Below are 13,438 nucleotides of genomic sequence, written 5' to 3'. Positions count from 1 at the left end.
CAATTTTCTTGCGATAAACGTCATTAAAGGGTTAAGACTCAGAAAAATCGTAGTGAAATTTGTTTCGCGGCTGCGTTTCCCCCGGCTGATGCGCTATAACTCTGACAGCAGGTTTGCTATTCTTAGCGTCCATTCTTTGGGAGCAGTTATGGAATCCTGGTACTTACTCTATTGCAAACGTGGACAACTGTTGCGCGCGAAAGAACATCTTGAGCGGCAGGCAGTGAATTGTCTCAGCCCAATGATTGCGCTGGAGAAAATCGTTCGTGGTAAACGTACCACCGTGAGTGAGCCACTGTTTCCCAACTATCTGTTTATCGAGTTCGATCCGGAAGCGATTCACACCACCACCATCAGCAGCACGCGTGGCGTCAGCCACTTTGTTCGCTTCGGCACGATGCCAGCTACGGTACCCTATGAGGTGATCGAAGCGCTGCAAAGTGATGCGCCTCAGATCCTGATCGATCCAGAGACGCCACAAGTCGGTGATGAAGTGATCATCACCGAAGGCACCTTTGAGGGTCTGCGTGCCATTTTTGCCGAGCCGGATGGTGAAACCCGCTCAATCCTGCTGCTTAACCTGCTGAATAAACAGGTAATGCGCAGTGTGGATAACAAACAGTTCCGTAAAGCCTAAGCCAGCCTGAACAACTGACGCGCATTAGCGACTACCTGCGCGCCCAACGTCTCTGCCGCCTCATTACGCCATAACGCCACCTGCTGCACGATGTGCGGCAGAAAACAGGGTTCGTTGCGGCGCGAGGTCGGACGCGGATGCATATCCCGCGGCAGCAAATACGGCGCGTCGGTTTCCAGCAGCAGACGTTCTGCCGGGATCAACGGCAGCAGCTCCCGCAGCTCCATGCCACGCCGTTCGTCGCACACCCAACCGGTAATGCCAATCGACAGTCCCATCGCCAGACAGGATTCCAGCTCCTCACGGGTACCGGTAAAGCAGTGAGCCACCGCCCCGACCAGTTTCGGCAGCCAGGGTTGGAGGATCGCAGCGAAACGCGCGTGCGCTTCACGGCAATGCAGGAAAACCGGTAATTGCAGCTCGGCGGCCAACTGAAGTTGTGCATCGAAGGCGTATTCCTGCTGATCATGCGCCGAAAAGTTGCGGTTAAAATCCAGCCCGCATTCGCCAATCGCCACCACCTGCTCACTCTCCGCCAGACGACGCAGGGTATTGGCGGTTTCCGCTGACCATGCGCTGGCATGGTGCGGATGAACACCCGCAGTTGACCAGCAGTAGCCTGGATGCAGTGCCGCCAGCCGCTGCGCCTGTTGGCTTTCCAGTGCGTTGGTGCCGGTAATTAACAGGCCGGTGACGCCTGCTTCGCGCGCACGCGCTACGACCTGTTCGCGATCTTTCGCAAATTGCGTGCTGGTCAGGTTTACACCGATATCAAACATGTTTCTTCCCAAATAAAAAAACCGCCCAACGGGTGGGCGGTTTAGATTTATCGTCATCCCGCTCGCACACGGGATCTGCTGCAAGAAAGCATCAGGATTCGGTGTGATTTTCCTCGTCCACCGATTCTGACTCCGCCTTGCGTCCTTTCCCCACATAGTAACGGGAGAAGAATACGCCGACTTCAAACAGGCAGTACATCGGAATAGCGAGCAAAGTTTGTGAGAAAACATCCGGTGGTGTGAGCAACATCCCAACAACGAATGCGCCAACCAGAATATATGGACGTTTCTTTTTCAGGTCTTCCGGCGTGGTGATTCCAGTCCAGCACAGCAGCACAATCACGACCGGCACCTCAAACGCGACCCCAAACGCCAGGAACAGGGTCATGACGAAGTCGAGATAGTGGGTGATATCCGTGGCGATTTGCACACCCTGCGGCGCAGTTTTGGCAAAGAAGCCAAACGCCAGTGGGAACACGACGAAGTAAGCAAATGCCACGCCGACGTAAAACAAAAAGGTGCTGGAGAACAACAGTGGCATCACCAGCCGGCGCTCATGACGGTAGAGCGCCGGTGCAATAAAGGCCCATACCTGATACAGAATCACCGGCACGGCAAGAAACACCGACACAATGATGGTGAGTTTAATCGGGGCAAAGAAAGGCGACGCAACTTCGGTGGCGATCATGCTGGCACCGGCGGGCATCTGGCTAATTAACGGCTCTGCCACCATATGGTAGATGTCGTTGGCGAAGTAAATCAGCGCCAGGAAGATGACAAATACCGCGATGATGCAGTTTAACAGACGTTTACGCAGCTCAATCAGATGGCTGATGAGCGGTTGGGTATCTTCAACGGCCATGTTTATCGTTCATCACCTGCGGGTCGGTTGGCGCTGTGCTGTGAGATGCACTGGCGGAATCGGACTGCTCCACGGCAGACGGCGCGGTTTGCGGCGTCTGCGCCGGAGCACTGGCCTGATGTTCCGCTGTCGCGGGTGTTACCGGCGATGCAGGAGCAACAGGCGGCGGCGTATGAATGGTATTGGCTTCATCTTCCGCTTTCTCTACATCGATGCTCTGCTGATAAGAACGTTTCATGGAGTCAGCGGTTTTACGCAGCTCTTCCATCGATTCTTTCAGTTCCGGTGACAGCGTGCCACGGCCCGCTTCTTCCACCTTCTTCAGGCTATCTTGCAGCTCCTGCAGTTTCAGTTCCTGCGCCAGTTCATGCTGTACGTTAGCCGCCAGCGAGCGAATCGCCCGAATCCAGCCCACTACGGTTTTTACCGCAACCGGTAATCGTTGCGGGCCGAGAACAATCAGCCCGATAACGAACACCAATACCAGTTCACTAAAACCAATGTCGAACACGGTTATACCTGCTTGTCGTTCCTGGCGTCGTCTTTACTTGCCGAGGTTTGCTGTTTATCTGCCAGGGTTTTGGCGTTGAAGTCAGCGTCCTGCTCCTTCGGTTGATCCTTTTTTTCGTCTTCATCACTCATAGCTTTTTTGAAACCACGAATGGAAGAACCTAAATCCGAACCCAGATTGCGTAGCTTATTGGTACCGAACAGAAGTACAACAATGACGGCAATGATTAACAATTGCCAAATACTGATACCGCCCATGAGATATGCCTCTAATATTCTGTGAAAAACTGTCGTATGTAACACACAGAAAGCCCATATGATTTCGGGCCTTAGCCTGCGACATTACGCGTTTTAGATCTGGCTGACAATCAGTTTGTCTTGCGCCAGCCTATCAGCCAGGTCACGATGCCTGCGGCCATTAATATCGCCGGGAAGAAATCCCAGTCAGGCCGACTCAGCAGCACTGCGGTGCCACTTAATAACAGTGTAGCCCCTACCCCGAACAGATAACGCGCCTGATGATGTCGGCTGCGTTGCGCGTTCATATCCGTGACCAGTTTATCGACGCTGTGCTGCAACAATTTATGCTGACGCATGCTGTCGTAGAACAGCTCCGGCAGCTCCGGCAGTTTCTCGGCCCAGAATGGGGCTTTATCTTTCACGGCACGCAGGATCGCCGGAATACCGATTTGATCTTTAATCCAGTCTTCCAGGAAGGGCTTCGCGGTTTTCCACAAATCGAGCTGCGGATAGAGTTGGCGACCAATGCCTTCAATATACAGCAGCGTTTTTTGTAACAGCACCAGCTGCGGCTGCACTTCCATGTTGAAGCGACGCGCAGTGTTGAACAGATTAAGCAGCACATGGCCAAAGGAGATCTCCGCCAGCGGCTTCTCGAAAATGGGTTCACATACGGTACGAATCGCGAACTCAAAATCTTCCACATTGGTATCTGGCGGTACCCAGCCAGAATCAACGTGCAGTTCCGCCACTTTGCGGTAATCGCGGTTGAAGAAGGCGATAAAGTTCTCCGCCAGGTAGCGCTTGTCTTCTTTGTTCAGTGAGCCAACGATACCGCAGTCGATACCGATATATTGCGGGTCTTCCGGGTGGTCATAGCTGACGAAGATGTTGCCGGGATGCATATCGGCATGGAAGAAACTGTCGCGGAACACCTGGGTAAAGAACACCTGAACGCCACGCTCGGCCAGCAGTTTCATATTGACGCCATGTTGCTCCAGCGTCGCGACATCAGAAATCGGGATGCCGTAAATGCGCTCCATCACCAACATCGATTCACTGCAATAGTCGGAGAAAATCTCCGGGACATACAGCATGTGGCTCTGATCAAAGTTACGGCGCAGCTGGATGGCATTTGCTGCCTCACGCAACAAATTGAGTTCATCAATCAGGGTTTTTTCATAGTCGCGCACCACTTCTAGCGGGCGCAGACGGCGTCCATCCGGCAACAAACGCGGTACCCAGCGCGCCAGACGGTAGATCAGCTTCATATCCGCTTTGATCACCGGCAAGATATCGGGACGGATAACCTTGATCACCACTTCGCGGCCATTCTCTTTTAGCGTCGCGGTATGAACCTGAGCAATTGACGCTGACGCCAGCGGGGTGATTTCAAAATCGTCGAACCAGGTTTCAACCGGGCCGCCAATTGCTTTCTCGATCTGCGCTTTGGCTTTTACACCATCGAACGGTGCGACGCGGTCCTGCAAAATCGCCAGTTCATCTGCAATCGCCGGAGGAAACAGGTCACGACGCGTTGACAGCATCTGACCAAATTTGATCCACACCGGACCCAACTGCTCCATCGCCAGACGGATACGCACGCCCATTGATTCGCTTTTGTGTTTGTTGGGGAGCCAGAAAATGCAGCGCCGCCATAAACGCAGCGGCAGCGTGATGCGCATGTGTGGGATCAGTTCATCAAGGCCATAGGTGAGAAAGACCTTAACAATAAAATATAAGCGCCGAATTTCTCCCAGCGTCATTTCGCCTCCAGCTGTGCTAAACGCGCCTCAAGCGCATCAAGCGAACGGTCCATCGCTTCCACTTCCTCGCAAAACCAGGCCAGTTCCAGCGCACCCGGAGCCAGTCGCCACTCTTCCGTCAGCGTCTGACCAAGATAATCCTGCCGACGCGTAACCTCGTGTTTAACAAAGGTCAGCGCCCGCTGTGCAGCCTGGCTAATACCTTGTGCGGCGATATCGCCAATCCACGGCGCGAGATATTCCGCCGGATCCAGCTCCGCTAAATCCATTAACGCCGAGAATTGCTGCACCACCTGCAAGTCGCCTTCCACTTCCAGTTCGCCGCTGCGAATCAGGCTGGTGAGTTGCTGGCGGTCACGTAATTTCGGCAAGGTGCTGAAACGTAAACTGACAGTGCAATCGCTGCTGTCCTGCCAGTCACTCAGCACATCCAGCTGGTTTTCGCTGAACACCAGCACCAGCGGGAAGGAGAGTTCCTGCAAGCGCAGCATCAGCACCTTACCCGCCAGACGCTGACGCGCGGCTTTCAGGCTGCGATCGCGGTATAAAACACGATTCAGGGCGGTCTCAAGACCGCCAGTAATCAAAGGAGTGAAAGTCATCGCCATGATTTGTCAGAACTTAAAGCCGCGATGCAGCGCGACAATGCCGCCAGTCATGTTGAAGTAAGTGGTATTTTCGAAACCGACGTCATTCATCATCGCCTTCAGGGTTTCCTGATCGGGATGCATACGGATGGATTCCGCCAGATAGCGATAGCTTTCTGCATCCTTCGCCACCAGTTGACCAATGCGCGGCAGAATATGGAACGAGTAAGCATCGTAGGCTTTGCTGAGCGGTTCCAGCAACGGTTTGGAGAACTCCAGCACCAGCAGACGGCCACCCGGTTTCAGCACGCGGAACATCGATGCCAGCGCTTTCTCTTTCTCGGTTACGTTACGCAGACCGAAAGAGATGGTGATGCAATCGAAATAGTTATCCGGGAATGGCAACGCTTCGGCATTCGCCTGCACATAGCTGACGTTGCCGGAAATGCCAAGATTACGCAGTTTCTCGCGGCCCATCTTCAGCATTGAGCTGTTGATATCCGCCAGCACCACCTGGCCCGTTTCGCCCACCAGACGGGAAAATTTTGCCGTCAGATCGCCCGTACCACCGGCGAGGTCCAACACGCGCTGCCCACGGCGAACGCCGCTGCTGTCGATGGTGAAACGCTTCCAGACACGATGGATGCCAAACGACATCAGATCGTTCATCAGGTCATATTTTGCCGCTACGGAGTGAAACACGTCGGCGACTTTATCTGCCTTTTCGCTTTTGGCGACGGTCTGAAAGCCAAAGTGGGTAGTTTCCTGCTGTGATTCATCTGCCATGGGTTTTACCTGTTCCACAAACAATACTTCGCGAAGTGTATCAGAGTTGCGCTGGCCGGGCACGCGACCGGCGCGTTATTCGTTGATACGGCGCAGGGAAGCGGCGGAAGAATCTGTTGTTTTTTCATCAGGCTGCTCATCATCGGCCCAATCATTATCAGACTCCTCCGGCTGTGCCTGGGCCACCAGCTGCGGATTAATCGGACGCTTGATCTCCACACCCAGCGAACGAAAGGCTTCACTTTGCGCAATCAGATTGCCACGCCCCTCCGCCAGCTTTTTCATCGCCAGATGATAACTTTGCTGCGCTTTATCCAGGTTGTGACCGATGCCGCTCATGTCATCGACAAACAGCCGCATTTTGTCGTACAAGCGCGCGGCGCGGTCAGCAATACGCTGGGCGTTGCGACTTTGATGCTCATAACGCCACAGGTTGTTGATGGTGCGCAGCGCCACCAGCAACGTCGTGGGACTGACCAGCATGATGTTCTGCTGCAACGCTTCGCTGATCAGCTCCGGCTGACGATCGATCGCCAGCAGAAAGGCCGGTTCAACCGGGATAAACATCAACACATAATCCAGAGAGCGTAAACCGGGCAATTGTTGATAATCTTTTCGCCCCAACAGGCGAATATGACCGCGCACCGCGTTGATGTGCTCCTGAATCGCCTGCTCGCGCGTGGCTTCATCCTCGGCATTGAAGTAGCGCTCATAGGCGATGAGCGTCATTTTGGCGTCAATCACCACATCTTTGCCCTGCGGCAGACGTACGATCACATCCGGTTGCATCCTGCCCTGCGATTCCAGCTGCACGCTGACCTGGGTTTCATACTCATGGCCTTCGCGCAGGCCGGAAGCCTCCAGCACTCGGCCAAGCACCACTTCGCCCCAGTTCCCCTGGATTTTATTGTCGCCTTTCAGGGCTTTGGTAAGGTTGATGGCTTCCTGCGCCATCTGCGCATTCAGTTGTTGCAGCTGACGGATCTCATGCGCCAGCGTGTGACGTTCGCGCGCTTCCTGGCCGAAGCTGTCTGTCACCTGACGACGAAATCCGTCCAGTTGCTCGCGCAGCGGACCAATCAGGCTGTTCAGGCTTTGGCGGTTTTGTTCATCAACACGACGACCGCTGTTTTCGAAGATGCGATTGGCAAGATTTTCGAATTGGGCGCTCAGGCGCTGTTCGCTGTTGGTCAGCAGACGCTGTTTCTCCTCAGCGGCAAAGCGTGTCTCTTCAAGGCGGATGGTGACTTCACGCAATTCGGCTTCCTGCGCGCTGTTCACCTCCAGCTGATTGCGCAGTTCACGGCTGAGCTGTTCGCTTTCGCCGCGCCAGTAATCGAGTTGTTGCAGGCGCTCCTGTGCACCGCTCAACGCACCGTGCAGCTGGCGTAGTTCCTGCTCGCGCAATTGCACCTGCTGCTGTGCCAGCTCCAGTTGCTGCTGCTGACGCAGTTGCGCCTCTTCAGATAAGCGGCGTTCCGTTAAGAAGCTGGCCTGTTGATGACCGGCTCGCATCTGCGCCACAATCCAGCCGATGCCAAAACCGGCCAACGCCAATGCGCCACTAATGATGATAAGTTGCTGATCCATAATTCCCCCGCGGATCGTCTCGCTGAGGGAAAAGGTAGAGGCGTACTGTATGAATGTCCAGACAATTCTGCCGGATAGCGGCTTATAACGTCTGCACCGTTAACTCACCTGCTTTCCACGCCTCTATCAGGAAAAATGGCATCGGTAGTTCCCATTCGCCGTTGCGCACTCTGGCCGGATAGCTCCAGCTTTGCCCGGCCCAGGTGAGTGTAACCTGCTGCCACTCGGCATCCGCCACGCTGGCTTTCCCCGCCATGCTGGAAAACCCGGCATTGCTGCCTACATGAAACTTGTCCGTCTGCCAGCGGATTGGAGGATGTGCGGGCCACGCCTGAGCATGATGAAAACGGAAAATATCGTCGTGATTAAGGATGCTGTCACGTACTGTCGGCCACAGCGCCCGTTTCAGAAAGAACTGGTCGGTAAAACGTTCGCTGCCCTGATACTCAGCGATGAAATCCCGCATCTGTTGTTCCACCTGGCTGAATACGCCATGACAACCTCCCCACATCCCCGCCAGCAGCAACTCGGTGTGGGTAAAATAGTCGCGCATATGATGGAACCAGTAAGGCGAATGCAGCCAGGCATCGACTGCGGCCACTTCACGTTCAGAAAGGAGTGAGTCGGCATCACGTACGATGAAGCGTTTGACGCTGGGGTCGTCGATCACCAGGAAACGCCACAACGTCGGGAACAACGTTTTTTCCTCAGACATGTCGACCAGTTGCACATCAGGCTGCTGCAAACGTTGCCAGACATGCTGCGGTACGCTGTCATCCAGATAAACGCGACAGGTCCAGGCCGGGTAGAGTTCGCGTGCTACCTCAACGTTTTTAATCAGGGTTTCGCAATATCGCGGCTGATTGCCATACAGGCTAAAGGCGATGATATTTTCCTGGGGCTTGCTGGCATCAAAAGCCGGTGGTGCCTCAGCCGGGATCGGGTGCTTCTGCCCGGTACTGAACTTCGCATCAGATTGCTGCAACGATTCCAGCCCGTAACGCGCCACCTCATCCGCTTTATTGAGCCAGCCGCACACTTCAGTCAGGCCATCCAGCCAGGTTTCAGACGCCTGTGCCCGCTGGTCGGCGGAGGCTTGATAGATTTTCAGGTAGGTTTTGTAGGACTTGTTGTAATCACCGGTGCGCATCAAAGTCAACGCGTAGTCACTTAACACCTGCATGTTATGTGGCATCACACGCAGCACGTCTTCACAGCAGCGGCGGGCGGCGGGATAATCCGCCGCCGCCATCGCCTGACGGAAGCGCGCGGCCGCACCTTCGACACGGGATTGCATCGCTACCGGGTTGGTCATAAAGGCCGGGCGTTGAACAGCAACAGTTTTGCGCATAAAAGACTCTCAGTAATCCGCTGAACTTGCGCGCATCCTTAACGGGCAGCGAACCATAGCCCGCTGCCGGGCGCGCTACATTAACCGGCGCGCAGCTTCAACGACAATTTTCACCGCATCGCTTTCGGTTTGTTTCATGGTCGCCGCATCCGGGATCTCCTTCTGCGTACGGTTCACGATGACACCCGCCACCATACCGGCTCGCAGCCCCTGGCTGGCGCACATGGTTAACAGTGTAGCGGATTCCATCTCATAGTTGAGGACACCCATCTGCTGCCACTCTTTCATGGAACCCTGGAAGCGGCTGACCACGCGCCCGGAAAAAGTGTCGTAACGTTCCTGGCCGGGATAGAAGGTATCTGACGACGCGGTGATGCCGATATGGGTTTTTGCGCCACAGGCTTCCGCCGCCGCCACCAGCGCCGTGGTGCAGGTGAAATCGGCTACTGCCGGGAACTCCATCGGTGCGAAATGCAGGCTGGCACCGTCCAGGCGTACTGATGCGGTGGTGACCAACACGTCACCGACATTGATGCCCGGCTGAATCGCGCCGGTGGTGCCCACGCGCAGGAAGGTGCGCACGCCGAGTTGCGCCAGTTCTTCGACGGCAATTGAGGTGGACGGCCCGCCGATGCCGGTGGAGCACACCACCACCGGTTTCCCCTCCAGTTCAGCCAGATAAGTGGTGAATTCACGGTGCGACGCCAGATGTTGCGGGTTGTCCATCAACGCCGCAATTTTCTTCACGCGCTCCGGGTCACCGGGAACGATGGCCAGTGTGGCTCCTTTCAGGCTGGCTTTGGTGATGCCAAGGTGGAAAACGTCAGACTGGGCCATAACAGACTCCTGGTAGATATAGGGATATGCGCGCCACTTTACGTCAGCAGACGCGATAAATATGTGAGTAATTTCACTATAAATAATGAAAGTTACATTAACAGAAAATATTTTCGTGATTTAAGTCACACATCAGCGGTCTGCCATTCTGAATTGCTACATCCGGTGCTGTGTAAGTTCAGTCGGCGGTGTTAATAGAGAAGAAGAATTCATGCGTATCCCCTCTGAAACCTACACCCGCCCGGCCTCTACGGCCAGGCTATAGTTACGTGATTGCGCACTTGCCAGCATGGAGAGAACAATGAAAACCGAAGACAATATGGCACAAAAATCTGCAACGGGTGGCTTTGCTCCCGCCGTCCAACCGACCGCCAGCAGCACCATCCTTACCCACAGCGAGGCAATCCATGCCGGAGAAACCTCGGTTCCGAGCCAGGGGGAAAATCTGCCCGCGTTTTATGCCCGCCCGAAAGAGTATCAAGGGACATTGCCGGTGGTGTTGGTAGTCCAGGAAATTTTTGGCGTGCATGAGCATATCCGGGATATCTGCCGCCGTCTGGCGCTGGAGGGTTATCTGGCGGTGGCACCGGAACTCTATTTCCGCGAGGGCGATCCGAGCGAATACACCGATATCCCAACCCTGTTCAAAGAGTTGGTAAGCAAAGTGCCGGACTCACAGGTGTTATCCGACCTCGACCATGTCGCCAATTGGGCCGCCCGCAACGGCGGCGATATTCGGCGTATGGGGATTACCGGTTTCTGCTGGGGCGGCCGCATAAGCTGGCTGTTTGCCGCGCACAATCCGCAGGTGCGTGCGGCGGTCGCCTGGTATGGTCGCCTGGTGGGTGATAAGACGCTCAAGCAGCAGAAGCACCCGATTGATATAGCGGTTGATCTGAATGCCCCGGTGCTGGGCCTGTACGGTGGTCAGGATGAGGGGATTCCGCTGGAGAGCGTTGAGCAGATGCGCCAGGCGCTGCACGCCGCCAATGCCAAAGCGGAGATTGTGGTTTATCCCGAAGCGGGTCATGCCTTCAACGCTGATTACCGTCCGAGCTATCATGCGGAATCCGCAAAAGATGGCTGGACGCGCATGCTGGCGTGGTTCCAACAGTATGGCGTCACGCCTGACGCGTAATAAAAAAGGGGCGCTTGCGCGCCCCAAAGTGTCAACACAGCATTCAGGCTGTTTCACCGCGCAGGTGCTTCGCCGCGATAACCATATTCGCCAGTGCCTGACGGGTTTCTGTCCAACCTCGGGTTTTCAGACCGCAGTCCGGATTCACCCACAGACGTTGCTCCGGGATACTCAGCGCGGCTTTACGCAGCAAATCCACCATCCATTCAACACTCGGTACGTTCGGTGAGTGGATGTCATACACACCTGGGCCGATTTCATTTGGGTATTCAAACTCTTTAAACGCATCCAGCAGGTCCATGTCGGAACGTGAGGTTTCGATGGTGATCACGTCGGCATCCAGGGCGGCAATCGAGTCCATGATGTCGTTGAACTCGCAATAACACATATGGGTGTGGATCTGGGTGTCATCCTGCGCCACGGCGGCGTTGAGACGGAACGCATCCACCGCCCAGGTGAGGTACGCCGCCCAGTCAGATTGATGCAGCGGCAGGCCTTCACGCAGCGCCGGTTCGTCAATCTGGATAATGCCGATACCGGCTTTTTCCAGATCGGCCACTTCGTCGCGCAGTGCCAGCGCAATCTGTTTAGCGATGGTTTCACGGCTGACGTCTTCGCGCGGGAACGACCAGCACAAGATGGTGACCGGACCGGTAAGCATACCTTTGACCGGTTTGTCGGTCAGCGACTGCGCATATTTCGCCCACTCCACGGTGATGGCTGCCGGGCGGCTGACATCACCGATGATCACTGGCGGTTTGACGCAGCGTGAACCGTAGCTCTGTACCCAACCGTTCTGGGTAAAGATGAAGCCATCGAGATTTTCCCCGAAGTATTCGACCATGTCGTTACGCTCCGCTTCGCCGTGCACCAGCACGTCCAGACCGAGGCGTTCCTGCTCGACAATCGCCTGTTTGATGTGTTCAGCGATGCCGGTACGGTAGTGGCCGCCATCAATGTTGCCTTTTTTGAAGTCGAGGCGCAGGCCGCGAATTTCTGTGGTCTGGGGAAATGAACCAATGGTGGTGGTTGGCCATGCGGGCAGATTGAAGCGGTTACGTTGCGCTTTGGCGCGTTCACGGTAAGCGCTGTGACGCTCAGTATCTGCGGCCTGAATATTGGCCAAACGCTGCGCCACGGCGGCATTGTGCACCCGGCTGGAGTGGGCACGGGCTCGGATTGGCGCACTCCAGGCTTCCAGTGACTGGGCATCATTGTTATTCAATGCCTTGCTCAACAATGCCAGCTCTGCGCATTTTTGCAGGGCGAAGGCGAACCAGCTTTTGACTTCATCATCCAGGCGGGTTTCCACGCTCAGGTCGATCGGGCTGTGCAGCAGGGAGCAAGAGGAGCCAATCCACAGTTGCGGGCGTTGCCCCACCAGCGGTTGCAGGCGCTCAAACCAGCGGCTGAGATCAGCACGCCAGACGTTGCGACCGTTGATCACCCCGACCGACAGCAGCCATTCGGCAGGCAGTTGTTGGTGGAGCTGTTGAATATCGTCTTTGCCGTGTACCAGGTCAACGTGCAGGCCCTGCACCGGCAGCGCTTTGATCACTTCCAGGTTTTGGCCGATGCTGTCGAAGTAGGTGGTCAGCAGCAGTTTGGTTGCACCCTGTAGCGCGTCATAAGCGGGTTGAAACGCCGCGCGCCACGCCGCTGGCAGTTCCAGCGACAGTGCCGGTTCATCAATCTGCACCCATTCGATACCGCGTTTTTTCAGTTCAGCCAGCACCTGTTGGTAGACCGGCAGGATCGCTGGCAGCAATGACAGGCGGTCAAACTGTTCACCCTTCACTTTACCCAACCACAGGTAAGTCACCGGACCGAGCAGCACAGGTTTGACGTTGTGGCCGAGCGCCAGCGCTTCGTCCACTTCGTCCAGCAATTGGGTCCAGGTCAGTTTGAACTGCTGCCCACGGGTGAATTCCGGCACCATGTAGTGATAGTTGGTGTTAAACCATTTGGTCATCTCCGCGGCAGCCGCCGGTTCACCGGTCGGTGCACGGCCACGGCCCAGGCGGAACAGGGTGTCGAGATCGACTGAACCCTCTTTATTCTGATGACGTGCCGGTACGTTGCCCAGCAGCAGGCTGGTGGTCAGTACGTGATCGTACCAGGCGAAGTCGCCCACGGGCAGCAGGTCCACACCCGCATCTTTCTGTTGTTGCCAGTGGCGCGCACGCAGTTCACGGCCCACAGCCAGCAGCTCTTCCTGTGAACTGTTACCTGCCCAGTAGCTTTCCTGAGCTTTTTTCAATTCACGACGCAAACCGACGCGAGGGAAACCGAGTGTGTGGTTCAGAATGGTCATTTGTTGTTCTCCAGGTATTCTTAACTGTGCAGCACGCGCTT

At 55.5% G+C, this 13,438-nt stretch carries 13 protein-coding genes; 2 read left to right on the top strand and 11 right to left on the bottom strand.

Translation table 11 applies throughout. The annotated features are described in order from the left end of the window. The first annotated feature begins 148 nt into the window (after positions 1 to 148). On the top strand, positions 149 to 637 hold the full coding sequence (gene rfaH, locus AC6I8T_RS01075) for a transcription/translation regulatory transformer protein RfaH (RefSeq protein ID WP_021183823.1): 489 nt from the start codon (positions 149 to 151) through the stop codon (positions 635 to 637). Here rfaH and tatD read toward each other — a convergent pair. From tatD to udp, 10 genes are all read right to left on the bottom strand, one after another. After that, positions 634 to 1,416, bottom strand: coding sequence for a 3'-5' ssDNA/RNA exonuclease TatD (gene tatD, locus AC6I8T_RS01070; RefSeq protein ID WP_208724556.1), 783 nt, complete (start codon positions 1,414 to 1,416; stop codon positions 634 to 636). The two genes, rfaH and tatD, sit on opposite strands and share 4 nt — an antisense overlap. Positions 1,417 to 1,507: 91 nt before the next feature. Beyond that, a complete protein-coding gene (gene tatC / locus AC6I8T_RS01065; RefSeq protein ID WP_021183821.1) occupies positions 1,508 to 2,278 on the bottom strand; it encodes a Sec-independent protein translocase subunit TatC in 771 nt (256 codons plus the stop codon). Next, the gene (gene tatB / locus AC6I8T_RS01060) at positions 2,268 to 2,789 is read right to left on the bottom strand and encodes a Sec-independent protein translocase protein TatB (protein WP_208724555.1); all 522 of its coding nucleotides are present in this window, start codon (positions 2,787 to 2,789) and stop codon (positions 2,268 to 2,270) included. Before tatB ends, tatC begins: the two co-directional genes overlap by 11 nt. 2 nt (positions 2,790 to 2,791) lie before the next feature. After that, a complete protein-coding gene (gene tatA, locus AC6I8T_RS01055) occupies positions 2,792 to 3,046 on the bottom strand; it encodes a Sec-independent protein translocase subunit TatA (RefSeq protein WP_013507380.1) in 255 nt (84 codons plus the stop codon). A gap of 110 nt (positions 3,047 to 3,156) precedes the next feature. Further along, positions 3,157 to 4,794: a ubiquinone biosynthesis regulatory protein kinase UbiB gene (gene ubiB, locus AC6I8T_RS01050; protein WP_208724554.1), complete on the bottom strand. Its 1,638-nt coding sequence runs from the start codon at positions 4,792 to 4,794 to the stop codon at positions 3,157 to 3,159. Continuing rightward, positions 4,791 to 5,396, bottom strand: a complete 606-nt coding sequence (gene ubiJ / locus AC6I8T_RS01045; RefSeq protein WP_036625866.1) for a ubiquinone biosynthesis protein UbiJ — start codon at positions 5,394 to 5,396, stop codon at positions 4,791 to 4,793. The genes ubiB and ubiJ overlap by 4 nt, the downstream gene beginning before the upstream one ends. Positions 5,397 to 5,408: 12 nt before the next feature. Continuing rightward, the gene (gene ubiE, locus AC6I8T_RS01040) at positions 5,409 to 6,167 is read right to left on the bottom strand and encodes a bifunctional demethylmenaquinone methyltransferase/2-methoxy-6-polyprenyl-1,4-benzoquinol methylase UbiE (protein WP_021183817.1); all 759 of its coding nucleotides are present in this window, start codon (positions 6,165 to 6,167) and stop codon (positions 5,409 to 5,411) included. 75 nt (positions 6,168 to 6,242) lie between these two features. Then, complete coding sequence (gene rmuC, locus AC6I8T_RS01035) at positions 6,243 to 7,757, bottom strand: DNA recombination protein RmuC (RefSeq protein ID WP_208724553.1); 1,515 nt, start codon at positions 7,755 to 7,757, stop codon at positions 6,243 to 6,245. 82 nt (positions 7,758 to 7,839) lie between these two features. Next, entirely contained in the window at positions 7,840 to 9,108 is a 1,269-nt protein-coding gene (locus AC6I8T_RS01030; protein WP_497833432.1) for a tetratricopeptide repeat protein, read from the bottom strand. A 75-nt stretch (positions 9,109 to 9,183) separates the two neighbouring features. Then, positions 9,184 to 9,945, bottom strand: coding sequence for a uridine phosphorylase (udp, locus tag AC6I8T_RS01025; RefSeq protein WP_208724551.1), 762 nt, complete (start codon positions 9,943 to 9,945; stop codon positions 9,184 to 9,186). 301 nt (positions 9,946 to 10,246) lie between these two features. Here udp and AC6I8T_RS01020 point away from each other — a divergent pair, with 301 nt between their 5' ends. Then, positions 10,247 to 11,083 (top strand): dienelactone hydrolase family protein, encoded by an 837-nt coding sequence (locus tag AC6I8T_RS01020; protein ID WP_208724550.1) that lies wholly within the window; start codon positions 10,247 to 10,249, stop codon positions 11,081 to 11,083. A gap of 43 nt (positions 11,084 to 11,126) precedes the next feature. Here AC6I8T_RS01020 and metE read toward each other — a convergent pair whose 3' ends face one another. Further along, positions 11,127 to 13,397, bottom strand: coding sequence for a 5-methyltetrahydropteroyltriglutamate--homocysteine S-methyltransferase (gene metE, locus AC6I8T_RS01015; RefSeq protein ID WP_497833431.1), 2,271 nt, complete (start codon positions 13,395 to 13,397; stop codon positions 11,127 to 11,129). Positions 13,398 to 13,438: the final 41 nt, after the last annotated feature.

The organism is Pantoea sp. X-Soil-OKNW-556, assembly GCF_059730695.1.
Note: the sequence above shows the minus strand (reverse complement) of the source record. Positions and strands in the feature narration are given on the sequence as shown.